This window comes from Pseudomonas sp. GW821-FHT01E10 (genome assembly GCF_059422365.1).
In genome coordinates this window covers 53363-77345 of the sequence record NZ_JBWKWT010000009.1, presented here as the reverse complement: position 1 = coordinate 77345, position 23983 = coordinate 53363, and the positions used below count along the sequence as shown (strand labels likewise).

Genomic DNA, 23983 nt, shown 5'->3' with positions numbered 1-23983 from the left:
TTTCGCTTTGGCGGCTGAGACTCAGGAGGCGGTCCATATGTTTGTAACGGACCTATTGTCGAGACAATGGCGAGAAGATTTCGGCCAATACTGACCCTGGACACAGCGAGAGAAGTCGAAAAACAGAGGGCGCACAGCGGAATCGGCCGGGCGACACTGACCATTCGCACCTCGCTCGCACGGCTCAAGCGCGATGTGCTTCACGACGCATCGTTATGCAGGTGAAGTAGAAGGCATCAAAGACAATCACACTTCCTGTGCCGCTCCCTTTAAGTGGAGAAACAGTGACTTACAGCAGACGACAGAATCGGCTGTGAAACCCCTTCGTTCAGCACAGGCACGCTGTTTGAACATGGGGTTACGACACCAGCACTCTCCCGGCAATTGGCATTCTGACGGTCCGTTTCAAGCGCTTGTTGATCGCTGCCTGAGATGGAGTGCAACTCCGACGACTGGCTGCTTCCAGTCGATAACAACAACAAAAACGGCTGCGGTGAAGACCGCATCGACTCTCTGCCCCTGTCAAAAAAGTGTGGTCCGACGCAAGCGCCGGATCGCGATAAATCCAAATAATCCGGGACTAAAGAAAATGAACATCAAATGGCTGACTTTGCCGGCACTCGCGTTGCTGTGCTGCACCACGGGCGCCAGTGCCAAGGAATGGAAGGAGCTGCGATTTGGCGTCAACCCAAGCTACCCACCCTTTGAATCCACCACGGCCGATGGCGGTGTACAGGGGTTCGGCGTGGATCTGGGCAATGCAATATGTGCCGAGCTGAAGCTCACCTGCGTGTGGGTCAGCAATGATTTCGACGGGCTGATTCCGGGGCTCAAGGCCGGCAAGTTCGATGCCATCGAATCTTCTATGACCGTTACCGACGCGCGTAAAAAACAGATCGACTTTACCGATCGCCTGTACGCCGGACCGACCGCCATCGTTACCCGCAAAGACTCCGGACTGCTGCCTACCGCAGAGTCGCTGCGCGGCAAAACCATCGGCTACATGCAGGGCACGATTCAGGAAACCTACGCCAAGGCCAAACTGGCGCCGGGCGGGGTGAAACTGCGGGCCTATCAGAATCAGGATCAGGTCTATGCCGACCTGGTATTTGGCCGTCTCGATGCGTCGATCCAGGACAAGCTGCAAGCGCAGATGAGTTTCCTGACCTCGCCACAAGGGGCTGACTTCCACAACAGTGAAGGCATCAGCGACCCGTTGGTGCCGTCAGAAATCGCCATTGGTGTGCGCAAGGACAACGAAGAGCTCAAAGGCATGCTCAATGCCGCCATCAAGGCCCTGCACGACAAGGGCATCTACGCGCAGATCCAGCAGAAACACTTCGGTGACCTGGACCTCTACAACAACTGATCCTCGCGCCCCGATCGCTGTGTCGCAGCGACCGGGGCGCATCAAGACAGGTGACTGGCGTGAACTCCTTCCTGAATATTCTGGGGCTCGATCTTTCGGCCCTGCAAGGCTATGGCCCTTTGTTGCTGCACGGCACCTGGGTCACCCTCAAACTGTCGGCGCTCGCGCTTGTGGTGAGTATGGCGCTGGGGCTGCTCGGCGCAGCGGCCAAGCTGTCACCGCTGAAGCTGTTGAATCTCCCGGCGACCTTTTACACGACACTGATCCGTGGCGTGCCCGACCTGGTATTGATGCTGCTGATTTTCTACAGCCTGCAAGGCTGGCTCAGCGCCCTGACCGAGGCCATGGGCTGGCCCTACATGGAAATCGACCCATTCGTGGCCGGCATCATCACCTTGGGTTTTATCTACGGTGCGTATTTCACCGAGACCTTTCGCGGGGCGATTCTCAGTGTGCCACGCGGTCAACAGGAAGCCGCGGCGTGTTTCGGCCTGAACCGTTGGCAGCGCTTTCGTTTCGTGGTGTTCCCGCAAATGATGCGTTTCGCCTTGCCGAGCCTCGGCAACAACTGGCTGGTGCTGCTCAAGGCCACGGCACTGGTATCGATCATCGGTTTGTCGGACCTGGTCAAAGTCGCGCAGGAGGCCGGTAAAAGTACGTTCAACATGCTTGATTTCCTGTTGCTGGCCGCTGCGCTTTATCTGCTGATCACCAGCGCGTCGAACTACGTACTGCGTGTGCTGGAACGACGCTACAACCAGGGCGTACGGGGGATGGCGCGATGATCGAGTTGATTGCCGAATACTGGAAACCCTTTTTGTTCAGCGACGGCGAAACCCTTACCGGGTTGGCGATGACCTTGTGGTTGCTGGTGGCGAGTATTGCGATGGGCTTTGTGCTGTCGTTGCCCCTGGCCGTTTTGCGGGTCTCGCGTTGGAGCCTTCTGCGTTGGCCGGTCCAGCTGTTTACCTATGTGTTTCGCGGTACACCGCTGTATATCCAGCTGCTGATCTGCTACAGCGGGATCTACGGTATCGCTGTGGTCCGCTCGCAACCCTTGCTGGAAGCATTCTTTCGCGACGCGATGAATTGCACCTTGCTGGCGTTCACCCTCAACACCTGCGCGTATACGGTGGAAATCTTTGCCGGCGCCATTCGCAGCATTCCCTACGGCGAAATCGAAGCGGCCCATGCCTATGGCTTGAGCGGCTGGCGTCTGTATCTGCAACTGATTCTGCCGTCGGCGTTGCGCCGTGCGCTGCCTTACTACAGCAACGAAGTGATCCTGATGCTGCACGCAACCTCGGTGGCGTTCACCGCGACCATTCCGGACATCCTGAAAGTCGCCCGGGACGCCAACGCCGCGACATTCATGACGTTTCAGGCGTTCGGTATTGCCGGTCTGCTGTACCTCGTGCTGTCGTTCGGGCTGGTCGGTGCGTTCCGCCTGGCTGAGAAACGCTGGCTGAGCTTCCTCGGTCCGGCCCACTGACTTCCATTCTTTATCCAGAGCGGCGCCGACAAGTGTGCCGCTCCAGGAGTATTCGCATGTACAAACTCACCGTTGAAAATCTGTATAAACGTTTTGGTGACAACGAAGTACTCAAGGGCGTCTCGTTAAACGCGCGGGCAGGGGACGTGGTGAGCATGATCGGCGCCAGCGGTTCGGGCAAAAGCACCATGCTGCGCTGCATCAACTTTCTGGAACGGGCAGATGAAGGCGCCATTGCTCTGGATGGCGAGCGAGTCCTCACCCGCCAGGGTGTCGGTGGCATGCGTGTTGCCAATCCAAAACAGTTGCAGCGTTTGCGTACCCGACTGGCGATGGTGTTCCAGCATTTCAACCTGTGGAGTCACCTGACCGTGCTGGAGAACATCGTGCTGGCGCCGTGTCGCGTCCTGGGCATGAGTCGCAAGGCCGCCGAGGAGAGCGCGCGGGCGTATCTGGACAAGGTCGGCCTGCCGCAACGGGTGGCCGATCAGTACCCGGCGTTTCTGTCGGGCGGGCAACAACAACGGGTGGCGATCGCCCGTGCCCTAGCGGTGGAACCGGAAATCCTGTTGTTCGACGAGCCAACTTCGGCACTCGACCCGGAACTGGTGGGTGAAGTGCTGAAGGTGATTCAGGCGCTGGCCGAAGAGGGCCGGACCATGTTGATGGTGACCCACGAAATGGGGTTTGCCCGGCAGGTCTCCAGCCAGGTGTTGTTCTTGCATCAGGGGCGGGTCGAGGAGCAGGGTGATGCTACGATACTCGACCGGCCAAACAGTGAACGTTTGCAGCAATTTCTATCGGGTCGTTTGAAGTGAGGCAAGGCGTACATGGCGGATATCCGCGATCTGTCGATTGTGCTTGATCGTATCGATCAGGCAATCATTGAAGTGTTGCGCCACGAAGGGCGCATCACTTATCAAAAGCTTTCCGAGCGCGTACACCTGACCCCCAGGCCTTGTCTGGAACGAGTGCGCAAGCTGGAACAGCTTGGGGTCATTCGCGGCTATGGTGCGATTCTCGATGAGAAGAAACTGACGCCGGGTTTATCGTTGCTGGTGCTGGTGGCATTGTCGAACCAGAGCGGACGCGCGGCGCAAAAGGCCTTCGAGGCCAAGGTCCGCGCCTGCCCGCAGGTGCTGGAATGTCGCCTGATCAGCGGCGCGTTCGACTACAGCCTGCGCATGCGCTGCCGTGACATGGAGCATTACCGGGTGTTGACCGAAGTCTGGTTTGACGACCCGGATTTGCACATCGACAAACTGGTCAGCCACCCGGAGCTGGCGATGGTCAAGACCACCATGGAATAAGATCAAAAGATCGCAGCCTTCGGCAGCTCCTACAGAAAGTTTACCGGCAAAATGGCGTTGAACACGGTCCGTGTAGGAGCTGCCGAAGGCTGCAATCTTTTGCTTTCCGGCCCTCACCGAAACGGCTGAAGAGGGCAATTTTTTCAGCCGTTTTCATCAGCGCAACAGCCGTAATCAACCGGGTTCCCCCCCCTTTGAAACAGACAATGAGCCTCTCTCGTCCCTCATTGAGTCTGTACCCATGCAAACCACCAATACAGTTTTAATGATTCGTCCGACACGTTTCTCCTTCAATCAGGACACGGCGGCGAACAACCGCTTCCAGCGTCCGGCAACAGTAGCTGAAGACGTACAACTCAAAGCCCTTGCCGAGTTCGATGGCTATGTTGACGCGTTGCGTCGGCACGGCGTCGAAGTCCTGGTGCATAACGATCGCGAAGCGCCGCATACCCCGGATTCGATCTTCCCCAACAACTGGTGGAGCAGCCACCCGGATGGCACCTTGGTCCTGTATCCGATGCAGGGCCACAACCGGCGTCTGGAGCGGGACAAGGGTGTACTCGACGGGTTGCTGGGCGAATACCGGGTCGAGCAGGTGCTGGACCTGTCCAGCCTTGAAGAGCAGGAGGTTTTCCTGGAGGGCACCGGCAGCATGGTCCTGGATCGGCAACATCGGATCTGCTACGCAGGGTACTCGACCCGCACCCACGCCCGGGCACTGGTTCAGTTGGTCACCCATCTGGGCTATGAACTCTGTGCGTTCAACGCGGTGGACCGCCAAGGCGTGGCGATTTATCACACCAATGTGATGATGAGTGTCGGTACTCGTCTGGCGGTGGTTTGCCTGTCATCGGTTGCTGATCCCAACGAACGCCAGGCATTGCGTGCGCGCCTGGAAGACAGCGGCAAGCAGGTGATCGCCCTGGATTGGGCGCAATTGGAGTCTTTCGCCGGCAACATGCTGGAGGTGCACAACGCAGCAGGCGAGCCGCTGCTGGTGATGTCGCGCACCGCCTGGCAATCCCTGGACGCCGATCAGCGTCGCTTGATCGAAACTCACACCACGTCGTTGCCGGTGAACATCGACACCATCGAGCGTATCGGCGGCGGCAGCGCGCGCTGCATGCTGGCCGAGGTGTTCCTGCCCAAGCACTCGTCCGCCCAGGAAGAAGTGCGATGATCGTCCGCCCGGCAACGCCTGACGATCTGTCGGCTCTGCTGGCCTTGGCACATAGTGCCGGCACGGGTTTGACCACCTTGCCGGCTGATGCATCGCGACTGCGTCAGCGACTGGAATGGGCGGCCAAAACCTTCGCCGGCGAAGCCGAGCGTGCCGATGCCGATTACCTGTTTGTGCTGGAGAACGAACACAAAAAAACGGTAGGTATCTGTGCCCTCGCGGGTGCTGTCGGCCTGCGGGAACCCTGGTACAACTACCGCGTGGGCCTGTTCGTCGCGGCGTCGAAAAACCTGGGTATCAATAAACAGCTGCCAACGTTGTTTCTAGGCAACGACATGACCGGCAATTCAGAGCTGTGTTCACTGTTCTTACACGCCGACCACCGTAGTGGTCTGAATGGCCGTTTGTTGTCGAAGGCGCGCTTCCTGTTTCTGGCGGAGTTTCGCCAGCGTTTCGGCGACAAGGTCATTGCGGAAATGCGCGGTTATTCGGATGAAGAGGGCGTTTCACCGTTCTGGGAAGGCCTGGGACGGCACTTCTTCAAGATGGATTTCGCCGATGCCGACTACCTCACAGGGCTGGGCAACAAGACCTTCATCGCGGAACTGATGCCCAAGTTTCCGCTGCCAACCTGCCTGTTGCCGGAGGGAGCACGAACGGTCATCGGAAGAGTTCACCCAAACACCGAACCGGCGCTGGGTATGCTCAAGGCTGAAGGCTTCGAGCATCGTGACTACATCGACATTTTCGACGGTGGTCCGTTGATCGAGTGTGCCACCGGGGATATTCGTGCGGTGCGCGATAGCCAAGTTCTACAACTGAGCATTGGCACACCGGGGGAGCAAGCGGCGACTTACTTGATTCATAACCGTCAGTTTGCCGATTGCCGGATCACTGCGTCAGCGGCGCGAGTTGCAGCCGGTATGCTGATTGTCGACGCTCAAGTCGCCAAGGACTTGGGCTTGAGTGCGGGGGCTTCGGTGCGGGCGGTGAGCCTGGCGGTGCCTGCCTTGCAACAATCAGCGGCTTAGATAACTGACAGAAAAAGATCGCAGCCGGCGGCAGCTCCTGCAGGCGCGCATTCATCTCATTTTAGAGGTGAGCACGGTGAACGGAGCTGCCGCCGGCTGCGATTTTTTGCCCCTGCCCCTTCATGACAGGTAATCGTCCCCTCCAAGTCGAATGCGGTCTCCTCGTCTTTATCATCGATATCCAGTCCTCTGGTTGAGGTATCGAGCCCGCTCCAGCCCCTTCGTATAACGCCCGCTTCTACTTATTCATAACCCGGGCTGTTTGCTCGTAAACCCGGCTGCGCCTAGGTTAGCGCCTAGCCGAGCTTCAAGCTTTGCGTAAAAGAACAACAACAAGAGAGGCGAATAATGCCTGTGATAACCATCGGTATGGTGGGAATCGGCCAGCTTGGCCTTCCTATCGCAACCAACCTGCTTGCGGCCGGATTTCGCGTTGTCGGTTACCGACGTCGAGATCGCGAGGCCTTCATCCGTCAGGGTGGCATCGCGCTCGAAAGCCCAGCCGCCGTAGCGGCGCAATCAAACTTCATCCTCACTTGCCTGCCCAGTGAAGTGGCCCACATGGAAATCATGGAGGGGCCTGATGGCCTGCTTCAGTCCATAGGGCCGCAGCACACGCTCATCGAGATCGGCACCTATCACAAAGCCTTCAAGCAACGAATGGCTCAGCGTATCGAACAACGTGGTGCACGGGTGTTGGAAGCGGAGGTCAGTGGTACTCCATCCATGGTTTCCCAACGCAAGGCTTCCTTGTTTTTGGGCGGTGACCCTGACCTGGTGGAGCACTGCAAGCCTGTGCTCGATGCGATCGCCGACATCCAGTTCCACATCGGTGGGTTTGGGTGCGCGGTCACGATGAAATTGATCGCCAACTATCTGGTGACTATTCACACCCTGGCCGCAGCCGAGGCGCTGAACCTTGGTGTTAAAGCAGGGTTCAGCGCACAGCAGGTGGTTGAGGTGATACGCCAAAGTGCGGGTGGCTCAACGATGTTTAGCGCAAGAGCACCGATTATGGCTGATCGTCATTTCCTACCGGCGCCAGGACCTTTCGCCACGCTGGAAAAGTACATCGACATGGCCAGTGAGCTGTCCGAGGAACTCGGTAGCGCCGCGCCTTTGTTCAATGCCGCCAAGCCCTACTTTCTAAGGGCTATCGAAGAAGGCATTGGTGAAGAAGATATCTCGGCAGTGATCAAGTTGATCGAAGCCGACTCCCAGGCCGACTCCCAGGCACCTTCCCAAAAAGAGAAAACAACATGCTGATTGAACAACGTACCTATCAACTCAAGCCTGGCGCGCTGCACGAATTCCTGCGTGCTTATGAGGAGGAGGGGCTGCCACTTCAGGGCGAGGCACTGGGCAATTTGATCGGGTATTTCAAGCCGGAAACGGGGGACATCAATCGGGTCATTCAGTTGTGGGGATATTCCAGCTACGAGGACCGAGCCCAACGCCGCGCGGCGCTGTCCAGCGATCCAAGATGGCGTACGTTCCTTGGTAAGAACGGTCATCTGGTGGTTGCCCAGCAGGTTGAGCTGTTGAGCGCCGCACCCTTTTCCCCTATTCGTTAAGTAGGAGCATCCAAGATGATTCGTTCTCTACAACACGTAGGCGTGACTGTTCCGGATCTGGAAGTGGGTCGCTCCTTCTACGAAGCTGTCGGGCTCGAAGCCCGCATGGCAGGTGAGCATTTGGTGTTGCGCTGCAAAGGGCGCGCCCAGGATCAAGTGCGACTGATGCCCGGCACCACAAAGCGCCTGAGTTACATCTCGTTTGGTACCGATGCAGAGGGCCTGCAGACCATTCGAGAAAACCTGAGCTACCACGGTGTGGTCATCCATCCGGCACCGTTTGATATCGGGCAAGACGGATTGTGGTTTCGTGATCCGTCCGGCGATTGGGTTCACGTAACCGACGCCGACTCCATGCCGTTAGCTCCTTTGCCGACGCCAGAGTCGAACACCCCGGGTCGTTACCGCCGCATCGGTCAGCGCGGATGCACACCGTCCTCGAAGTTGCGTCGAGTGACACCGTTGCGCTTGGGTCACTTAATCAAATTCACCCCCGATGTGGATCGTTCGATTGATTTCTATACCCAGGTGCTAGGGATGAAAGTCTCTGATCGCGCGGGGGACAAGATTGCCTTCCTACGGTGTGGCTGTGGCGGTGATCACCATGTATTGGGCCTGGCCAAGAGCAGCCATAGCGGTCTGCATCATCTCAGTTTTGAGGTCATGGGTATTGATGAGATCGAATTGGGCGCTCAACACCTGATGAGCCTGGGCTATGAAAGCGCTTTTGGCCTGGGACGACATGTGGCCGGTTCCAACTACTTTCATTACATCCGCGACCCTTGGGACAGCATGGTCGAATACTTCTGGGACATCGATGTCATTCCCGAAGATGACAGCGAATGGCTGGCTATCGACGGGGCACCGCCAGACCTGATCGCCGTGTGGGCAACCAATCCGCCGCCTGAGGCTTTCATTCAAAACTTCGAGGCGGCACGTGATGAGTGATAGCTCTACGACCAAGGAACTGCTGGCAGGGATGTTGAACAAGCCGCTGTTCGTGGTCATGCGTACGCCACGGGATCTGACCCGCGTACCAGAGCTCCTGGACGCCCACTTGAAGTGGGCGATTCTGGCGCAACAACGCGGCGAGTTATTCGCTTCCGGGCCCTTTGTCTCGGATCAGACTTTCCCTGGTGAGCTAGGGGGCATGAGCATTCTGCGGGCGGCGGATCAGGCCGAAGCGCTGCGTATCGTCCAGTCAGATCCTTTTATTGCCCACGGTGTTTATGACGTAGAGGTACGCAAGTGGCTGCTCATGGAAGGCGGCCTCACGCTTCACGTCAGTTTTTCCAACCAACGCTTTTCGCTCCTGTGATGGTGGTCCCATGAAGTATCAGCTTTTCACCTATCGGACGGATGTCCAGTCAAACGCTACCGGCCTCCTGGTTGGCGAATACGCCTATGACCTTGGTCAGCTTGTGGCCAAGGCCGGCCTTGAGTTGCCGACAGCTTCCATCGATACATTGCTCGAGAGCTGGGAGACGACCAATCCGCAGCTTCAAAAGCTTGCAGTGGCAGTGTTTGAAGCGCCAGCGCTCTATGAGTCGCAGCGGCTTGATCTTGCCACTTTGCACTTTGCTCCGTTCCTGGAACGTCCAGGCACGATCTATTGCGCGGGAGCAAACTATCGTGACCATGTCGAAGCCATGGCCCGTGCGTTCAACATGAAACTGTCGCTGGATCCGCGCAGCGAGGGCATTGCTCCCTGGCATTTCATCAAGCCCGGCCGCGGCAGTCTGGTCGCCCACAAGCAAGCGGTGGACTTTCCGGAAGGTGTCCGCATGCTCGATTGGGAAGCCGAGTTGGCGGTGGTGATTGGTAAGCGAGCGTCGCGTGTCTCCATTGAAGAGGCGCTCGATTATGTGGCGGGTTACACCTGCGCTAATGACCTGTCGGCGCGTGATCGACTGCGCCGCGAGCAAGTCGATCCCAGCTCGCCATTTCGCTTCGACTGGATTGGCCACAAATGCTTCACGGGTTCTTGCCCACTGGGCCCATACCTGACGCCCGCACAATTTGTCAAAGATCCCGAGAACCTGGAAATCAAGCTGTCGAGGAATGGCGCGTGGGTACAGGATTCCAATACCCGCAACCATATGTACGGCGTTGCAGAGCAGATTTCCTATCTGAGCCAGACCATCGATCTGTTTCCCGGTGATGTCCTGTTGACGGGCACACCGGCGGGAGTGGGTATGGAAAGCGGTACGTTCCTGGATCGCGGCGATGTGTTGAAAGTCTGCATCGAAGGGCTCGGCGAGCTGGAAACCACTATTCGCTAATACCGTGCTGACGGCCGGGCGATCAGTGCTCGGTCGTTGAATAACTCAACTGTTTGCAGCGTCCTGACAAATGACGGTGTGCATCGCTGCACCTGAAATTTGCCAGCCGTTGTTAAGTAACGCTAACGCTGAAAGTTTCAAAAAAACTCTCTTCCGTCATACAAAAATAATAATGGTACATGAGATGAGCACACTAAGATCACATACCCGGTACGCGTCAAATGCCTGCATCGGTGCTCTGTGCATGGGTCTTCTTTGCGTTCCGCTTGCCCAGGCAACAGAGGGCGGCGGCAGTTCATACCCACTGGGTGTGAATACGGTCGGCGCGGGAAAGATGCCACCGCCAGGCTTTACCGAGTTCTTTTACTTGTCCGACTACAGTGCGACCAAGACGCTGGACGGCGATGGCGACAAGAAACAAGGCATCCACAACTTCGACCTTAATGTTCAGGCACTGTCGATTCGAGTGGATTATGTCTATCAGGACTTCACGATATTGGGAGCCAAACTGGCCAGTCGCCTTGCCTTGCCCTTGATCAAGGGTGACATCAGTTTTGATGTCGATACGCCTCGTGGTCGCGTTCATCGCAGCGACCACCAAGAAGGTGTCGGCGATCTGACGGTGGTTCCATTTGTATTGGGTTGGAGTTCTCCACGGTACCACCAGTTACTCGGTCTGGATGTGTTTGCGCCCATCGGGTCCTATGACAAGGATCGCCTTTTCAACCCGGGTCGAAACACCTGGGCTTACGGGCCCTGGTATTCATTTACCGCTTATCCGCTGGAGAATCTGGAGGTCAGCGCCAAGCTCATCTACATGATCAATGGCGAGAACTCCGAAACCAACTATCGCTCCGGCCGTGAGTTCAACGCCGACTACAACATCGGCTACAACATCACCCGCGAATGGCAGGTAGGCGTGAACGGCTACTTGTACAAGCAGCTCAGCGACGATGAAAAGAATGGCCAGACCTACTTGGATGGTAACCGTGGTCAGGTCGCCGCTATAGGCCCCGCGATCAAATACCAGACCCCGGCAATCGGGTTTGTCATGAAATGGCAGCACGAGACGATGGTAGAGAACCGAGCTGAAGGTGATCGCATCTGGCTACAGGCTGTTTACCGATTCTGAACGTCGCGTCCTTGATGGGAAGTCATAAGAACGTGGCGGCCCATCGAACGAATATCACTGTCCAATAATTAAAATCAGGTGAAACCATGACTGGAATATCCAAGTGGCACGTACTGATCGGTGGATTCATTGCGTACCTTTTTGATGCAATGGAGATCATTCTGCTAACGCTCGCACTGCCCGTTATCCGCCAGGACCTGGGTTTCAGCCTCCACGAGGTGGGTGCGCTGGCTAGCGCTACATTGTTGGGTATTGGTGTCAGCGGAGTTGCCACAGGCTGGTACTCCGACAACTTCGGTCGGCGCAAGGCACTGATTGCATCGCTGGCGATCTTCGGTGCACTGACGTGCGTCTTTGCATTCGCCCATGATCTCTACGTACTGATGGGCCTGAGGTTTATCTCGGGTCTTGGGCTCGGTGGGGTATGGACAATCCTCTCGGCCTATATCGTTGAAACGTGGCCGCCCAAGCAGCGCGCCAGGGCCATATCCTTCGTGATCAGTGCCTTCCCGGTTGGCGCCATCGCCGCTGCCCTGGCGGCAAAGTTCATGCTGCCGGAATGGCGTTTGATGTTTTTCGTGTCCGGCGCCTCTGTGATACTGCCGATTATTTATGTGTATTTCCTGATTCCGGAATCTCCGGCCTGGAAGGCTCAACGCGATACTCAGGGCACCACTGCGCAGCGGATATCCGTCAGCGAGATTTTTTCGCCTGAGCTACTTCGTTACACACTGCTGGGGTCTCTTGCAGCCAGCTTTGCGTTGCTTGGTTCCTGGGGCGTCAGCACGTGGCTGCCCACCTACCTGATACAGGACCGAGGCTTGAGTCTGGCGTCGATGACCAGCTTTATGGCGGTTCTCCATCTCGGGAATTTCTTTGGCCTGAACGTATTCGGCTTCATCGCCGACCGTATTGGCAAGCGGCTTACTATTGTCATATCGCTGTTACTCACATCAACGATGGCGCTGGTCTATGTCCATACCACCCAGACTCAATCGTTGATCTGGATAGGGGCGGGGTACGCATTTTTCATGGTGTTCGCAGGGTTGTTCGGTTCTTACTTCAGCGAAATGTATCCCATCCGGGTGCGAACGCTTGGGGCGGGTTTCTGTTTCAACGTGGGCCGAGGCCTGGCGGCTTTTGCCCCCGTGCTGCTCAGTGGCATTGCCAGCTTTTATAGCCTGGCGGCGGGACTGATGGTGTGCGCCGGGCTCTACGTCATCTCCGCATTGTTTGTGATCTCCATGCCTAGGAATAAAACAGTTTGCGAGGTGAGTACGCAGGCAGGCACTGCAGACATTGAAAAGCAGGCCATCGGTTGATCTGATTCATTGGTTCCAATGCCTCGTATCCACGGATACGGGGCTTTTTTTTTTCCAAAAGAACTGACTGCAGAGGGTTATACATCTATAAATTTTTCAGATAGTGTGAATAACCAATATTTGCTTCTTTTATTTATTGGGCGACGGGAAGATGAGTCCCAGACAACAATAAATAAGAGGACATCCCTCATGATCAACCTGCATGACATTCGGTATATACGGCTGGGCACCGCAAATCTGGACGAGGCACGTCGTTATGCCACTCAGATCCTTGGGTTGCAGATTGCCCGAGAAGCCAACGGCGCGGTGTACTTCCGATCGGACAGCCGAGACCATACGCTCTGCTATTACGAGGGCGATCCGCAAGAAACCACAACAGCGTTCGAAGTCAGAACAGCACAGGACCTGGAAGACGCAGCGGTGTTGCTCGAGCGTAATGAATTCAACGTACAGCATGGCTCACGTGCAGACGCTGAAGTGCGCTATGTCGACGACTTCATTCGCTTCAAAGATCCCAGCGGCAACAACATCGAGCTGGTCTTGCGTCCCCAGGCAAGCGGGCGACGCTATTTTCCGAGTCGCGATGCCGGTATCACTGGTTTCAGCCACATTGGCTTGCGCACCATGAATGCCCGGCGTGATGAACTGTTCTGGACTCAGCTGGCAAACGCCAGGGTCAGTGACCGAATTGGCGAGGCGCCGCTGCTGCGCATCGATGAGGTCCATCACAAGATCGCCTTGTTCCCTTCGTCCCACCCCGGTGTGCAACACATCAACCACCAGGTCGAGTCCGTCGATGACTTGATGCGTGCCTATTACTTCCTGGTTGAGCGGGGCATACGCATCCTCTTTGGTCCGGGCCGCCACCCCACCTCGGGCGCGATGTTCCTTTATTTCGAGGGGCCTGACGGCATGACATACGAATACTCGACAGGGGTCAGCCTGATCTCTCCAGAAAATGATGCAACCCACCAACCTCGGCAGTTTCCGGCGGAGGGTGCGGGATTCTGCGCGTGGGGTGCGAAGCCCGACATTCCGGAGTTCAAATCGTGAGTCAATTTCCAACTCCCAGCCGCGATCAGCAATCGCAAGTGCGCGTGGCCGCGCGGGCCTTGGCCCGCGCTGGTTTAGTGCATGCCTACGGGCACTGCAGCTTGCGACTTGATGAAGAGCACTTTTTGGTTTGCGCCGCGCGACCGATGGGTTTGATCCGTATTGGTGAGCCAGGAATTGTAGTGCCAATCAAAGGTGAATTGCCCGACGGTGTGCTGGGTGAAGTCCGTATTCACCAGCAGATATACCGTAGACGCCCGGACGTCCATGCAGTGATCCGAAGCATGCCTGCCCAGGTCATGACCCTGTCCTGTGCGAGGCTCACACCTCAATCGCGTCATGGAATGGGTAGTTACTTCCAGGCGCCAATCCCGCTGTGGGACGACCCGCAGCTGCTGCGCAGCGACGACCAAGCCAGCGCCCTGGCCAATCAATTAGGGCAGGGGAATGCCCTGGTCATGCGTGGCAATGGTGCCATCGTCGTCGGCGTGTCACTGGTCGAAGCGTTGACGCTGACCTGGTACCTAGAAGACGCCGCACGGATTGAATTGCAACTGCACAGCGCGGGTCTTGCAATCCAAGGACCGGTACTCGACGCACAGGCCTGCGCGCAACGGGCTGTCACCAGCGGCCGAATTTACGAACGCATGTGGGAATACCTGACAGCGGGCGACCCTGAAGCCAGCGTTCAAACACTCTAAAACAAGAAGGAACACTGTATGCCTGCGAAAGAATTCCGCCATTTTATCAATGGTGAATGGGTGAGTAGCGCCCGTACGTTCGAGAACCGAAACCCAGCCGACAACAGCCTGATCGGCTTGGTGCATGAAGCCGGCAAGGCTGAGGTCGACGCCGCCGTGCAAGCTGCGCAAGCTGCATTGAAAGGCCCTTGGGGCAGCATGACCGTCGCCCAGCGAACGGCCCTGTTGCACAAAGTGGCGGAGGGCATCGAACGTCGCCATGAAGAGTTTGTGGCTGCGGAAGTGGCCGATACCGGCAAACCCCGCGCACTCGCCGGGCACTTGGACATTCCCCGTGGCGCGGCCAACTTCAAGGTGTTCGCCGACCTGATTAAGAATGTGCCGACTGAAAGCTTCGTGATGGACACCCCTGATGGTGGCAAGGCGGTGAACTACAGCGTGCGAGCACCACGTGGCGTCATCGCTGTTGTTTGTCCCTGGAATCTGCCGCTGTTGCTGATGACCTGGAAGGTTGGGCCGGCCCTGGCCTGTGGCAATACTGTGGTGGTCAAACCCTCCGAAGAGACCCCGGCCACCGCCACGCTGCTCGCCGAAGTAATGAATGAAGCCGGTGTGCCACCGGGTGTGTACAACGTGGTGCATGGTTTCGGCGGTGACTCGGCCGGTGCCTTCCTCACCGCTCACCCAGAGGTCAATGGTGTCACCTTCACCGGTGAAACCGGCACGGGCGAGATCATCATGAAGGCCGCAGCCAAGGGTATCCGCCCGGTATCGCTGGAACTGGGCGGCAAGAACGCAGGCATCGTTTTCGCCGATGCGGACCTGGAAAAAGCCGTCAAAGGGTTGGGGCGCGCCGTGTTCGAGAACAGTGGCCAGGTCTGCCTGGGGACCGAGCGCATCTACGTCCAACGTCCGTTGTTCGAACGTTTTGTCGCTGCGTTCAAAGCCCACGCCGAAGGCATCAAGGTGGGTGACCCGAACCAGCACGACAGCACCATGGGACCGGTGATCTCGCTCGGTCACCGCGAAAAAATTCTCTCTTACTGCCGTCAGGCTGTCGCCGACGGTGCCACCGTGGTCCACGGCGGCGGCATCGCCCAGGTACCGGATCATTTGGTCGAAGGCGCTTGGTTCGAGCCGACGATCTGGACCGGCCTTGCGGAAACCTCGGCCGTGGTGCGCGAGGAAATCTTCGGTCCGGTTTGCCACATCGCACCTTTTGATACCGAAGAAGAAGTCGTCCGCCTGGCTAACGACACTCCCTACGGCTTGGCCGCCAGTGTGTGGACTAGCAACCTGCAGGTCGCCCATCGTCTGGGCAGTGCACTGGACGTGGGTGTTTGCTGGATCAACTCGTGGTTTCTGCGCGACCTGCGTACCGCTTTCGGCGGTGCCAAGCAGTCGGGTATCGGTCGTGAGGGAGGCGTGCATTCGCTTGAGTTCTACACCGAGCTGCGCAACGTCTGCGTGCGGCTGTAAGGAGCTATTCATGAATAAGCAAGAGATTAACGTTCTCGGCCACCAACTGCACCAGGCCCTCTGCAATTGCGAGGCTCTGGCACCGCTGACTGACACCTATCCGGATATGACCCTGGAGCAGGCCTATCAGGTGCAGCTGTCGATGATTCAGCGACGTCTTGACGATGGCCAAAGGATCATTGGAAAAAAGATCGGGGTCACCAGCAAAGTGGTGATGGACATGCTCGGCGTCGATCAACCGGACTTCGGTCATCTGCTCTCGGACATGCTTTACGCCGATGGCGCCGCAATCGCCATCGACGGCTTGATCGCACCCAAGGCCGAAGGCGAAATCGCGTTCGTGCTCAAGGAAGACCTGCGTGGCCCGGGCATTACCGTCGCCGATGTGCTGCGCGCCACCGCCTATGTGATGCCGTGCTTCGAGATCGTCGATTCGCGCATCCGTGACTGGAAGATCCGCATCCAGGACACCGTCGCCGACAACGCCTCCGCCGGGGCTTTCGTCTTGGGCGGGCAGGGCGTGGCCCCGAGTGACGTGGACCTGGCTTGTGTCGGCATGACACTGGAAAAGAACGGTGAAGTGGTTGCCACTGGCGCCGGCGCTGCGGCCCTCGGTCACCCGGCGAATGCCGTGGCTTGGCTGGCCAACAAACTCGGCCAGCTTGGCATTGGCCTGAATAAGGGCGAAGTCATCCTCTCCGGTTCACTGGCGGCCATGGTGCCGGTCAAGGCCGGTGATCAATTGCGCATCAACCTGGGTGGCATCGGCTCGGCCTCCGTTCGTTTCGTTTGAAGGAAATCCTTATGAATCTCTCTGCAGCAACTATCGCCCAACTGGCCGAACACCTGGAAAATGCCGAGCTCAACCGAGAGGCGGTGGCCAAGATTACCGACGCGCACCCCGACATGGACTGGGAAGACGCCTACGCCATCCAGGACACCATTCGCCAGCGCAAGGAGTCCCGCGGTGTACGTATCGCTGGCCTGAAAATGGGCCTGACCTCTTTCGCGAAAATGAAGCAAATGGGGGTCACTGACCCGATCCACGGCTTCCTTACGGACTACGGCTCTTGCCTGGACGGCGCGGCTATCGATGTTGACGGCTTGATCCATCCCAAGGTCGAGGCCGAGATCGCCTTTGTCCTCAAGCATCCGCTCAAGGGACCGGGCGTGCATATTGGCGACGTATTGGCGGCTACCGATTTTATTTTGCCGGCAGTTGAAGTGATCGACTCGCGCTACGAGAACTTCCGCTTCGATCTTAAGAGCGTCATTGCCGACAACACCTCTTCGGCACGCTTCGTCACCGGCGGACAAATGAGTGGCGTGCAGGGCATTGACCTTAAATGCCTGGGTGTGGTGCTGGAAAAGAACGGCGAAGTAGTCGCCACCGGTGCCGGTGCCGCGGTGCTCGGGCATCCGGCGCAGAGCGTCGCCATGCTGGCCAACATGCTCGGTGCCAAGGGGCGTGAACTGCCGGCGGGCTGCTTCATCATGACCGGTGGCATCACCGAGGCCATTGCCGTTGCTGCCGGGGACAACATCACCGTCCGCTACCAGCATTTGGGCAGCGTCTCCATGCGCTTCACTTCGTCCAGCCAGCGTTGATCCGGAGCTATCGACCATGCCCATCGCCATGATCCACCTCGCCGAAGGACGCAGTGAAGAGAAGAAGCATGCACTGTTGCTCAACGTCACCCAGGCCATCGCGCAAAGCCTCGATGTGCCCGTAGATAGCGTACGCGTGCTGCTTCAAGAGATTCCCGAAACCCAGTGGGCTGCGGGTGGCAAGACCCTTGCCGAACGCCGGCGTGGTAACGCCTGATCCCAGGCTGTGTGCAACGACAGGACACAATAACAATGAGCAATCCAATCAGCGTCGCAATCATCGGCTCGGGCAACATCGGCACTGACCTGATGATCAAGATTTTGCGTCACGGCAAGCACCTGAAAATGGCCGCTATGGTCGGCATCGACCCGACCTCTGATGGTTTGGCCCGCGCCCAACGCATGGGCGTGGCGGTGACCCATGAAGGTGTTGAAGGCCTGACCCGCATGGACGAATTCAAGGACATCGATTTCGTCTTCGATGCCACCTCGGCTGGCGCCCACGTGAAGAATGACGCCTTCCTGCGCTCAATCAAACCCGGCATCCGTCTGATCGACCTGACACCTGCAGCCATCGGCCCGTATTGCGTGCCGGTGGTCAATCTGGAGCAGAATCTCGGCCAACTCAACGTCAACATGGTCACCTGCGGTGGCCAGGCGACCATCCCCATGGTTGCAGCGGTATCACGCGTAGCCAAGGTGCACTACGCCGAAATCGTCGCCTCGATCGCCAGCAAGTCCGCGGGTCCCGGCACTCGTGCCAACATCGACGAATTCACCGAAACCACCTCCAAGGCTATCGAAGCGATCGGCGGCGCAGCCAAGGGCAAGGCGATCATCGTGATGAACCCGGCCGAACCGCCGCTGATGATGCGTGACACGGTGTTTGTGCTGTCCGAAGCCGCTGATCAGACACTGGTCGAGGCCTCCATCGAAGAGATGGCGGCCGCCGTACAGGCCTATGTGCCGGGCTATCGCCTCAAGCAAAAAGTCCAGTTCGACGTCATCCCTGAAGACGCACCACTGAACATACCGGGTCTTGGCAAGTTCTCCGGTCTTAAGACCTCAGTGTTCCTCGAAGTCGAAGGTGCCGCCCACTACCTGCCAGCCTATGCCGGCAACCTCGACATCATGACTTCCGCTGCCTTGGCCACTGCCGAGCGCATGGCGCAGTCGATGCTCAACGCCTGAGGAGACCGACATGACTTTCAATCCCGGCAAAAAACTCTACATCTCCGACGTCACCCTGCGCGACGGCAGCCACGCGATTCGTCACCAGTATTCGCTGCAGAACGTGCAGGACATCGCCCGCGCCTTGGACAAAGCCAAGGTCGATTCGATTGAAGTGGCGCACGGTGATGGCCTGCAAGGGTCGAGCTTCAACTACGGCTTCGCCGCCCACACCGACCTGGAATGGATCGAAGCCGCCGCCGACGTGATCAGCCACGCCAAGATCACTACCTTGTTGTTGCCCGGCATCGGCACCGTGCATGACCTGAAAGCAGCCTACAACGCCGGTGCCCGGGTGGTGCGCATCGCCACTCATTGCACCGAGGCCGATGTGTCGAAACAGCACATCGAATATGCCCGCGAGCTGGGCATGGACACCGTCGGTTTCCTGATGATGAGCCACATGATTCCGGCCGAGCAGTTGGCTGCCCAAGCCAAGTTGATGGAGAGCTACGGCGCGACCTGCGTGTACATGGCCGACTCCGGTGGGGCGATGAACATGCAGGACATCCGCGAGCGTTTCCGTGCGTTCAAGGCGGTGCTCAAGCCGGAAACCGAAACCGGCATGCACGCCCACCACAACTTAAGCCTGGGCGTGGCCAACTCCATCGTCGCGGTGGAAGAGGGCTGTGACCGCATTGACGCCAGCCTGGCTGGCATGGGGGCGGGGGCGGGCAACGCGCCATTGGAGGTGTTCATCGCTGCCGCCGAGCGACTTGGCTGGAATCATGGCACCGACCTCTACACCTTGATGGATGCCGCCGATGACATCATCCGTCCGCTGCAGGACCGTCCGGTGCGGGTAGATCGCGAGACGCTGGCGCTGGGTTATGCAGGCGTTTACTCCAGCTTCCTGCGTCATGCCGAAGCGGCGGCCCAGCGCTATGGGTTGCGTACCGTCGACATCCTGGTCGAATTGGGACGGCGAAAAATGGTCGGTGGGCAAGAGGACATGATCGTCGATGTGGCGCTGGACCTGACACGACGTTGAGTTATCCACGCGTCCGCATAACACTCAAGAACTCCAGCTTTACTGCACTTGCCGGTCGAAGCCCACGACGCTTTGCTGGCAAGTGCAGTGTTTTGGTTTCTGAATGTCAGTCAGGGCGCTGTGATGAAAGATCTAAATCTGCTCTATACCTTTGAAGCGTTGTGGCGAGACCACTCCGCTTCAATAGCGGCGCAGAATCTGGGTGTTACGCAGGCAGCCGTCAGCGGAGCGCCCAAGCGGTTACGAAACGACTAAGGTGACAGGTTGTTTACGCTGGTAGGTCGCCGAATGGAAACCACACCGTTTTGTGTCCACATCGCGCAACGACTGTTGGCCTCCCTTGCGATGGTCAGGGAGGCTGGAAGCCAAATGCCGGTGTTTGATCCGAAACGTTGGCGAAGTCGTTAGGTTCCCCGCCATCGTAAGCGAATTGTCCAAGGTTGCACCTCAAGCACAGATACATGATTTTAGAGGAGAGTGAAATGCTCAAGGCTTCAGACGTCGTAGTGCAGTGCCTCGAGAATGAGGGCGTAGAGTTCGTGTTCGGGATTCCTGGTGAAGAGAACCTGGATTTACTTGAATCACTCAGGCGCTCCAACATCCGGCTCGTTCTCACTCGACATGAGCAATCGGCTGGTTTCATGGCGGCAACCTATGGCCGGTTAACCGGCAAAACGGGAGTCAGCTTATCGACCCTTGGCCCTGGCGCTACGAACCTGGTCACTGCTGGCGCCTATGCCTACTTGGGTGAATGCCAATGCTCATGATTACAGGGCAGAAGCCAATCAAAAAGTCCAAGCAGGGCCGTTTCCAGATTCTTGATGTTGTTGGGATGATGCAACCGCTGACCAAGTACACCCACCAGTTGGCGTCCGCTGACAACATTCCCTCGCGTGTGCGTGAAGCCTTCCGCCTTGCTGAGGAAGAGAAGCCCGGAGCGGTTCATCTTGAACTTCCCGAAGACATCGCCGCGGAGCAGACCGAAAGCCGGCCAATTCCTCCGAGCCTGCATCGTCGCCCGCTGGCCGAACACAAGGCCATCGAGGCCGCAGTCGAGAAATTGCAGACAGCCCGTAGCCCGATCCTGGTGATTGGTGCCGGCGCCAATCGCAAGATGACTGCCAAGGTACTCAAGCAACTGATCGACAAGACCGGCATCCCTTTTGTCACCACTCAGATGGGCAAAGGTGTGGTAGATGAGCGTCATCCACGCTTCCTTGGCAATGCCGCACTGTCTTCCGGCGACTTCGTGCACCGTGCTGTCGAGGCGGCTGATCTGATCGTAAACATTGGCCACGACGTGATTGAGAAACCACCATTTTTCATGGTCCGCGGCGGCACCGAAGTCATCCACATCAACTTCCGCTCCGCCGAAGTCGATCCGGTGTACTTCCCACAAGTCGAAGTGATCGGCGATATCGCCAATGCTGTTTGGCAGATCGGCGAAGCCTTGAATGACACTTCACACTGGGACTTCACCCGCCTTATGACGATCCGTGAATCCAACGAGGCCCAAGTGATTGAGGGCGCGGACGACAACCGTTTCCCGATCTACCCGCAGCGCTTTGTCGCCGACGTACGTCGTGCCTTGCCCTCCGAAGGCATCGTGGCTCTGGATAACGGCATCTACAAAATCTGGTTCGCGCGCAACTACAAGGCACATAAACCCAACACCGTACTGTTAGACAATGCCTTGGCAACGATGGGTGCGGGCCTGCCTTCGGCGATGGCTTCACATTTGGTCTATCCGGATCGCCCTGTGGTAGCTGTGTGCGGTGACGGCGGCTTCATGATGAACAGCCAGGAGCTGGAAACCGCCGTACGTTTGAAGATGAACCTGACGGTCATCATCCTACGCGATGATGGCTACGGCATGATCCGTTGGAAGCAGTCCAACATGGGGTTCACTGATTTTGGTCTGGACTACGGCAACCCGGATTTCGTCATGTATGCGCAAAGCTATGGCGCCAAGGGCCACCGGGTGGAAAGCGCCGAAGGCTTCTTGCCGCTACTGCAGCGCTGCATCAGTGAGCCGGGTGTGCACGTTATCGATTGCCCGGTGGATTATTCCGAGAACGATTTCATTCTGAACCATGAGCTTAAAAGACGTAGCGCTTTGGTTTAAGCCAACCCCATTCAGAAAAGGAAACGTCATGCAGCTGAAAGACACTCAGTTGTTCCGCCAGCAAGCCTTCATCGATGGCGCTTGGGTAGATGCGGACAATGGTCAGACGATCAAGGTCAACAACCCGGCAACGGGCGAAATTCTGGGCACCGTGCCGAAAATGGGCACTGCCGAAACCCGCCGTGCCATCGAAGCTGCTGACAAAGCGCTGCCAGCCTGGCGTGCACTGACCGCCAAAGAGCGTGCAGGCAAACTGCGTCGGTGGTACGAGCTGATCATCGAGAACCAGGACGACCTGGCTCGCCTGATGACCCTGGAACAAGGCAAGCCATTGGCCGAAGCCAAGGGCGAAATCGTTTACGCCGCTTCCTTCATCGAGTGGTTCGCCGAAGAAGCCAAGCGCATCTACGGTGACGTGATTCCGGGCCACCTGCCAGACAAGCGCCTGATCGTGATCAAGCAGCCAATCGGCGTGACCGCTGCAATCACCCCGTGGAACTTCCCGGCTGCCATGATCACCCGTAAAGCCGGCCCGGCCCTGGCCGCCGGTTGCACCATGGTGCTCAAGCCTGCTTCGCAAACTCCGTTTTCCGCCTTCGCCCTGGCCGAACTGGCCCAGCGTGCCGGCATCCCGGCTGGCGTGTTCAGCGTTGTATCCGGCAGCGCCGGCGACATCGGCAGCGAACTGACCAGCAACCCGATCGTACGCAAGCTGTCCTTCACCGGCTCGACCGAAATCGGTCGTCAACTGATGTCGGAATGCGCCAAGGACATCAAGAAAGTATCCCTGGAACTGGGCGGTAACGCGCCGTTCATTGTGTTCGATGACGCGGATCTGGATAAGGCTGTCGAAGGCGCGATCATTTCCAAGTACCGCAACAACGGCCAGACCTGCGTCTGCGCCAACCGTCTGTACATTCAGGACGGTGTCTACGACGCCTTCGCCGAGAAACTGAAGGCCGCCGTCGCCAAGCTGAAGATTGGCAACGGTCTGGAAGCAGGCACCACCACTGGCCCGCTGATCGACGAAAAAGCCGTGGCCAAGGTGCAAGAGCACATCGCCGACGCCCTGAGCAAAGGTGCGACTGTACTGGCCGGCGGCAAGCCGATGGAAGGCAACTTCTTCGAGCCGACCATCCTGACCAACGTGCCGAACAACGCCGCCGTGGCCAAGGAAGAAACCTTTGGCCCACTGGCTCCACTGTTCCGTTTCAAAGACGAAGCCGAGGTGATCGCGATGTCCAACGACACCGAGTTCGGTCTGGCTTCGTACTTCTATGCTCGCGACCTGGGCCGTGTATTCCGCGTGGCGGAAGCCCTGGAATACGGCATGGTCGGCGTCAACACGGGGTTGATCTCCAACGAAGTCGCGCCGTTCGGCGGCATCAAGGCCTCGGGCCTAGGCCGTGAAGGCTCCAAGTACGGCATCGAAGATTACCTGGAAATCAAATACCTCTGCCTGGGCATCTAAGCTCGGTGAAGGCATTGCTTTAAGCGCAAAGGGCACGAGAGCGCTGTCCCTTTGCGCCGCTTCAAACGGACCTATTCTTTGTGGCCGGGAACGCTGTGGCAGTCGATCATCGCACGCTGCCGCCGTTGCTTCCCCGCCACTTAATCCTTGAACCACGCCCCCCATGCGAAGACGGGTATCCATGCCCACCACAACCTGAGCTTGGGCGTTGCCAACTCCATCGTCGCGGTGGTCAGGGTTGTGATCGCGTTGACGCCAGTCTGGCTGGGATGGGGGCCGGTGCAGGCAACACACCATTGGAGGTGTTCATCACCGCAGCCGAGCGCCTGGGCTGGAACCATGGCACCGGTCTGTAAACCCTGATGGATGCCGCCGATGACATCATCCGTCCCCTGCAGGACCGTCCAGTGCGCGTTGATCGCGAAAAGCTGGCACTGGGTTATGCCGGCGTTTACTCAAGCTTCCTTCGCCATGCCGAAGCGGCTGCCCAGCGCTACGGGTTGCGTACCGTCGACATCCTGGTCGAATTGGGTCGGCGAAAAATGGTCGGTGGGCAAGAGGACGTGATCGTCGATGTGGCGCTGGATTTGACCCATCGCTGATTGGTGCAACAGCGCAACAGTCTTTGGTGGT

The 23983-nt window shown here is 57.9% G+C and carries 23 protein-coding genes and 3 pseudogenes; all 26 read left to right on the top strand.

All coding sequences use genetic code 11. The annotated features are described in order from the left end of the window. Nucleotides 1-589: 589 nt before the first annotated feature. A complete protein-coding gene (locus AC07V0_RS17350) occupies nucleotides 590-1369 on the top strand; it encodes a transporter substrate-binding domain-containing protein (RefSeq protein WP_095966216.1) in 780 nt (259 codons plus the stop codon). 59 nt (nucleotides 1370-1428) lie between these two features. Then, nucleotides 1429-2154 carry an ABC transporter permease gene (locus tag AC07V0_RS17345; RefSeq protein ID WP_095966077.1) on the top strand — a complete coding sequence of 242 codons (726 nt, stop codon included), beginning with the start codon at nucleotides 1429-1431 and terminating at the stop codon, nucleotides 2152-2154. Then, complete coding sequence (locus tag AC07V0_RS17340) at nucleotides 2151-2861, top strand: ABC transporter permease (protein WP_095966078.1); 711 nt, start codon at nucleotides 2151-2153, stop codon at nucleotides 2859-2861. The genes AC07V0_RS17345 and AC07V0_RS17340 overlap by 4 nt, the downstream gene beginning before the upstream one ends. Nucleotides 2862-2917: 56 nt before the next feature. Continuing rightward, nucleotides 2918-3679, top strand: a complete 762-nt coding sequence (locus AC07V0_RS17335) for an ABC transporter ATP-binding protein (protein ID WP_007986657.1) — start codon at nucleotides 2918-2920, stop codon at nucleotides 3677-3679. Nucleotides 3680-3691: 12 nt separating this feature from the next. Further along, nucleotides 3692-4171, top strand: coding sequence for an Lrp/AsnC family transcriptional regulator (locus AC07V0_RS17330; RefSeq protein WP_007974731.1), 480 nt, complete (start codon nucleotides 3692-3694; stop codon nucleotides 4169-4171). Nucleotides 4172-4412: 241 nt separating this feature from the next. Further along, on the top strand, nucleotides 4413-5351 hold the full coding sequence (gene ctlX / locus AC07V0_RS17325) for a citrulline utilization hydrolase CtlX (RefSeq protein ID WP_495019731.1): 939 nt from the start codon (nucleotides 4413-4415) through the stop codon (nucleotides 5349-5351). Further along, entirely contained in the window at nucleotides 5348-6382 is a 1035-nt protein-coding gene (gene astA / locus AC07V0_RS17320) for an arginine N-succinyltransferase (protein ID WP_495019730.1), read from the top strand. The genes ctlX and astA overlap by 4 nt, the downstream gene beginning before the upstream one ends. 348 nt (nucleotides 6383-6730) lie before the next feature. Further along, nucleotides 6731-7648, top strand: a complete 918-nt coding sequence (locus AC07V0_RS17315; RefSeq protein WP_495019729.1) for an NAD(P)-dependent oxidoreductase — start codon at nucleotides 6731-6733, stop codon at nucleotides 7646-7648. Further along, nucleotides 7642-7956: an NIPSNAP family protein gene (locus AC07V0_RS17310; RefSeq protein WP_007938251.1), complete on the top strand. Its 315-nt coding sequence runs from the start codon at nucleotides 7642-7644 to the stop codon at nucleotides 7954-7956. The genes AC07V0_RS17315 and AC07V0_RS17310 overlap by 7 nt, the downstream gene beginning before the upstream one ends. Nucleotides 7957-7971: 15 nt before the next feature. Next, nucleotides 7972-8904, top strand: coding sequence for a VOC family protein (locus tag AC07V0_RS17305; RefSeq protein ID WP_495019728.1), 933 nt, complete (start codon nucleotides 7972-7974; stop codon nucleotides 8902-8904). Further along, the gene (locus tag AC07V0_RS17300) at nucleotides 8897-9274 is read left to right on the top strand and encodes a YciI family protein (protein ID WP_095966094.1); all 378 of its coding nucleotides are present in this window, start codon (nucleotides 8897-8899) and stop codon (nucleotides 9272-9274) included. The genes AC07V0_RS17305 and AC07V0_RS17300 overlap by 8 nt, the downstream gene beginning before the upstream one ends. 10 nt (nucleotides 9275-9284) lie before the next feature. After that, nucleotides 9285-10238, top strand: a complete 954-nt coding sequence (locus AC07V0_RS17295; RefSeq protein ID WP_495019727.1) for a fumarylacetoacetate hydrolase family protein — start codon at nucleotides 9285-9287, stop codon at nucleotides 10236-10238. A gap of 184 nt (nucleotides 10239-10422) precedes the next feature. After that, nucleotides 10423-11370 (top strand): SphA family protein, encoded by a 948-nt coding sequence (locus tag AC07V0_RS17290; protein WP_495019726.1) that lies wholly within the window; start codon nucleotides 10423-10425, stop codon nucleotides 11368-11370. Between the two features lie 86 nt (nucleotides 11371-11456). Beyond that, nucleotides 11457-12692: an MFS transporter gene (locus AC07V0_RS17285; protein WP_495019725.1), complete on the top strand. Its 1236-nt coding sequence runs from the start codon at nucleotides 11457-11459 to the stop codon at nucleotides 12690-12692. 189 nt (nucleotides 12693-12881) lie between these two features. Next, on the top strand, nucleotides 12882-13745 hold the full coding sequence (locus AC07V0_RS17280) for a VOC family protein (protein ID WP_007971585.1): 864 nt from the start codon (nucleotides 12882-12884) through the stop codon (nucleotides 13743-13745). Continuing rightward, nucleotides 13742-14446, top strand: a complete 705-nt coding sequence (locus AC07V0_RS17275; RefSeq protein WP_172435724.1) for a class II aldolase/adducin family protein — start codon at nucleotides 13742-13744, stop codon at nucleotides 14444-14446. The genes AC07V0_RS17280 and AC07V0_RS17275 overlap by 4 nt, the downstream gene beginning before the upstream one ends. 18 nt (nucleotides 14447-14464) lie before the next feature. After that, nucleotides 14465-15925 carry a 2-hydroxymuconic semialdehyde dehydrogenase gene (locus tag AC07V0_RS17270; protein WP_495019724.1) on the top strand — a complete coding sequence of 487 codons (1461 nt, stop codon included), beginning with the start codon at nucleotides 14465-14467 and terminating at the stop codon, nucleotides 15923-15925. A gap of 10 nt (nucleotides 15926-15935) precedes the next feature. Continuing rightward, on the top strand, nucleotides 15936-16718 hold the full coding sequence (dmpE, locus tag AC07V0_RS17265; protein ID WP_495019723.1) for a 2-oxopent-4-enoate hydratase: 783 nt from the start codon (nucleotides 15936-15938) through the stop codon (nucleotides 16716-16718). Nucleotides 16719-16729: 11 nt separating this feature from the next. Beyond that, complete coding sequence (gene dmpH / locus AC07V0_RS17260; protein WP_008045458.1) at nucleotides 16730-17533, top strand: 2-oxo-3-hexenedioate decarboxylase; 804 nt, start codon at nucleotides 16730-16732, stop codon at nucleotides 17531-17533. A 16-nt stretch (nucleotides 17534-17549) separates the two neighbouring features. Beyond that, entirely contained in the window at nucleotides 17550-17750 is a 201-nt protein-coding gene (locus AC07V0_RS17255; RefSeq protein ID WP_007971593.1) for a 2-hydroxymuconate tautomerase family protein, read from the top strand. 35 nt (nucleotides 17751-17785) lie between these two features. Further along, a complete protein-coding gene (locus tag AC07V0_RS17250; RefSeq protein ID WP_095966100.1) occupies nucleotides 17786-18724 on the top strand; it encodes an acetaldehyde dehydrogenase (acetylating) in 939 nt (312 codons plus the stop codon). Nucleotides 18725-18734: 10 nt separating this feature from the next. Continuing rightward, nucleotides 18735-19754: a 4-hydroxy-2-oxovalerate aldolase gene (gene dmpG, locus AC07V0_RS17245; protein ID WP_095966101.1), complete on the top strand. Its 1020-nt coding sequence runs from the start codon at nucleotides 18735-18737 to the stop codon at nucleotides 19752-19754. Nucleotides 19755-19877: 123 nt separating this feature from the next. After that, nucleotides 19878-20229 (top strand): annotated as a pseudogene (locus tag AC07V0_RS17240) (LysR family transcriptional regulator); the annotation flags it as partial. 7 nt (nucleotides 20230-20236) lie between these two features. Then, nucleotides 20237-21879 (top strand): annotated as a pseudogene (locus AC07V0_RS17235) (acetolactate synthase large subunit). A gap of 28 nt (nucleotides 21880-21907) precedes the next feature. Further along, nucleotides 21908-23350 (top strand): NADP-dependent succinate-semialdehyde dehydrogenase, encoded by a 1443-nt coding sequence (gene gabD / locus AC07V0_RS17230; RefSeq protein ID WP_495019722.1) that lies wholly within the window; start codon nucleotides 21908-21910, stop codon nucleotides 23348-23350. Between the two features lie 159 nt (nucleotides 23351-23509). Continuing rightward, nucleotides 23510-23952: pseudogene (locus AC07V0_RS17225) on the top strand (hydroxymethylglutaryl-CoA lyase-like TIM-barrel protein); the annotation flags it as partial. Nucleotides 23953-23983 lie beyond the last annotated feature (31 nt).

What these genes read in the sequence shown, in the direction of transcription:
- AC07V0_RS17350 (WP_095966216.1), top strand. Translation starts at nt 590, where the DNA reads ATGAACATCAAATGGCTGACTTTGCCGGCACTCGCGTTGCTGTGCTGC.
- AC07V0_RS17340 (WP_095966078.1), top strand. Translation starts at nt 2,151, where the DNA reads ATGATCGAGTTGATTGCCGAATACTGGAAACCCTTTTTGTTCAGCGAC.
- AC07V0_RS17335 (WP_007986657.1), top strand. Translation starts at nt 2,918, where the DNA reads ATGTACAAACTCACCGTTGAAAATCTGTATAAACGTTTTGGTGACAAC.
- AC07V0_RS17330 (WP_007974731.1), top strand. Translation starts at nt 3,692, where the DNA reads ATGGCGGATATCCGCGATCTGTCGATTGTGCTTGATCGTATCGATCAG.
- ctlX (WP_495019731.1), top strand. Translation starts at nt 4,413, where the DNA reads ATGCAAACCACCAATACAGTTTTAATGATTCGTCCGACACGTTTCTCC.
- astA (WP_495019730.1), top strand. Translation starts at nt 5,348, where the DNA reads ATGATCGTCCGCCCGGCAACGCCTGACGATCTGTCGGCTCTGCTGGCC.
- AC07V0_RS17315 (WP_495019729.1), top strand. Translation starts at nt 6,731, where the DNA reads ATGCCTGTGATAACCATCGGTATGGTGGGAATCGGCCAGCTTGGCCTT.
- AC07V0_RS17310 (WP_007938251.1), top strand. Translation starts at nt 7,642, where the DNA reads ATGCTGATTGAACAACGTACCTATCAACTCAAGCCTGGCGCGCTGCAC.
- AC07V0_RS17305 (WP_495019728.1), top strand. Translation starts at nt 7,972, where the DNA reads ATGATTCGTTCTCTACAACACGTAGGCGTGACTGTTCCGGATCTGGAA.
- AC07V0_RS17300 (WP_095966094.1), top strand. Translation starts at nt 8,897, where the DNA reads ATGAGTGATAGCTCTACGACCAAGGAACTGCTGGCAGGGATGTTGAAC.
- AC07V0_RS17295 (WP_495019727.1), top strand. Translation starts at nt 9,285, where the DNA reads ATGAAGTATCAGCTTTTCACCTATCGGACGGATGTCCAGTCAAACGCT.
- AC07V0_RS17290 (WP_495019726.1), top strand. Translation starts at nt 10,423, where the DNA reads ATGAGCACACTAAGATCACATACCCGGTACGCGTCAAATGCCTGCATC.
- AC07V0_RS17285 (WP_495019725.1), top strand. Translation starts at nt 11,457, where the DNA reads ATGACTGGAATATCCAAGTGGCACGTACTGATCGGTGGATTCATTGCG.
- AC07V0_RS17280 (WP_007971585.1), top strand. Translation starts at nt 12,882, where the DNA reads ATGATCAACCTGCATGACATTCGGTATATACGGCTGGGCACCGCAAAT.
- AC07V0_RS17270 (WP_495019724.1), top strand. Translation starts at nt 14,465, where the DNA reads ATGCCTGCGAAAGAATTCCGCCATTTTATCAATGGTGAATGGGTGAGT.
- dmpE (WP_495019723.1), top strand. Translation starts at nt 15,936, where the DNA reads ATGAATAAGCAAGAGATTAACGTTCTCGGCCACCAACTGCACCAGGCC.
- dmpH (WP_008045458.1), top strand. Translation starts at nt 16,730, where the DNA reads ATGAATCTCTCTGCAGCAACTATCGCCCAACTGGCCGAACACCTGGAA.
- AC07V0_RS17255 (WP_007971593.1), top strand. Translation starts at nt 17,550, where the DNA reads ATGCCCATCGCCATGATCCACCTCGCCGAAGGACGCAGTGAAGAGAAG.
- AC07V0_RS17250 (WP_095966100.1), top strand. Translation starts at nt 17,786, where the DNA reads ATGAGCAATCCAATCAGCGTCGCAATCATCGGCTCGGGCAACATCGGC.
- dmpG (WP_095966101.1), top strand. Translation starts at nt 18,735, where the DNA reads ATGACTTTCAATCCCGGCAAAAAACTCTACATCTCCGACGTCACCCTG.
- gabD (WP_495019722.1), top strand. Translation starts at nt 21,908, where the DNA reads ATGCAGCTGAAAGACACTCAGTTGTTCCGCCAGCAAGCCTTCATCGAT.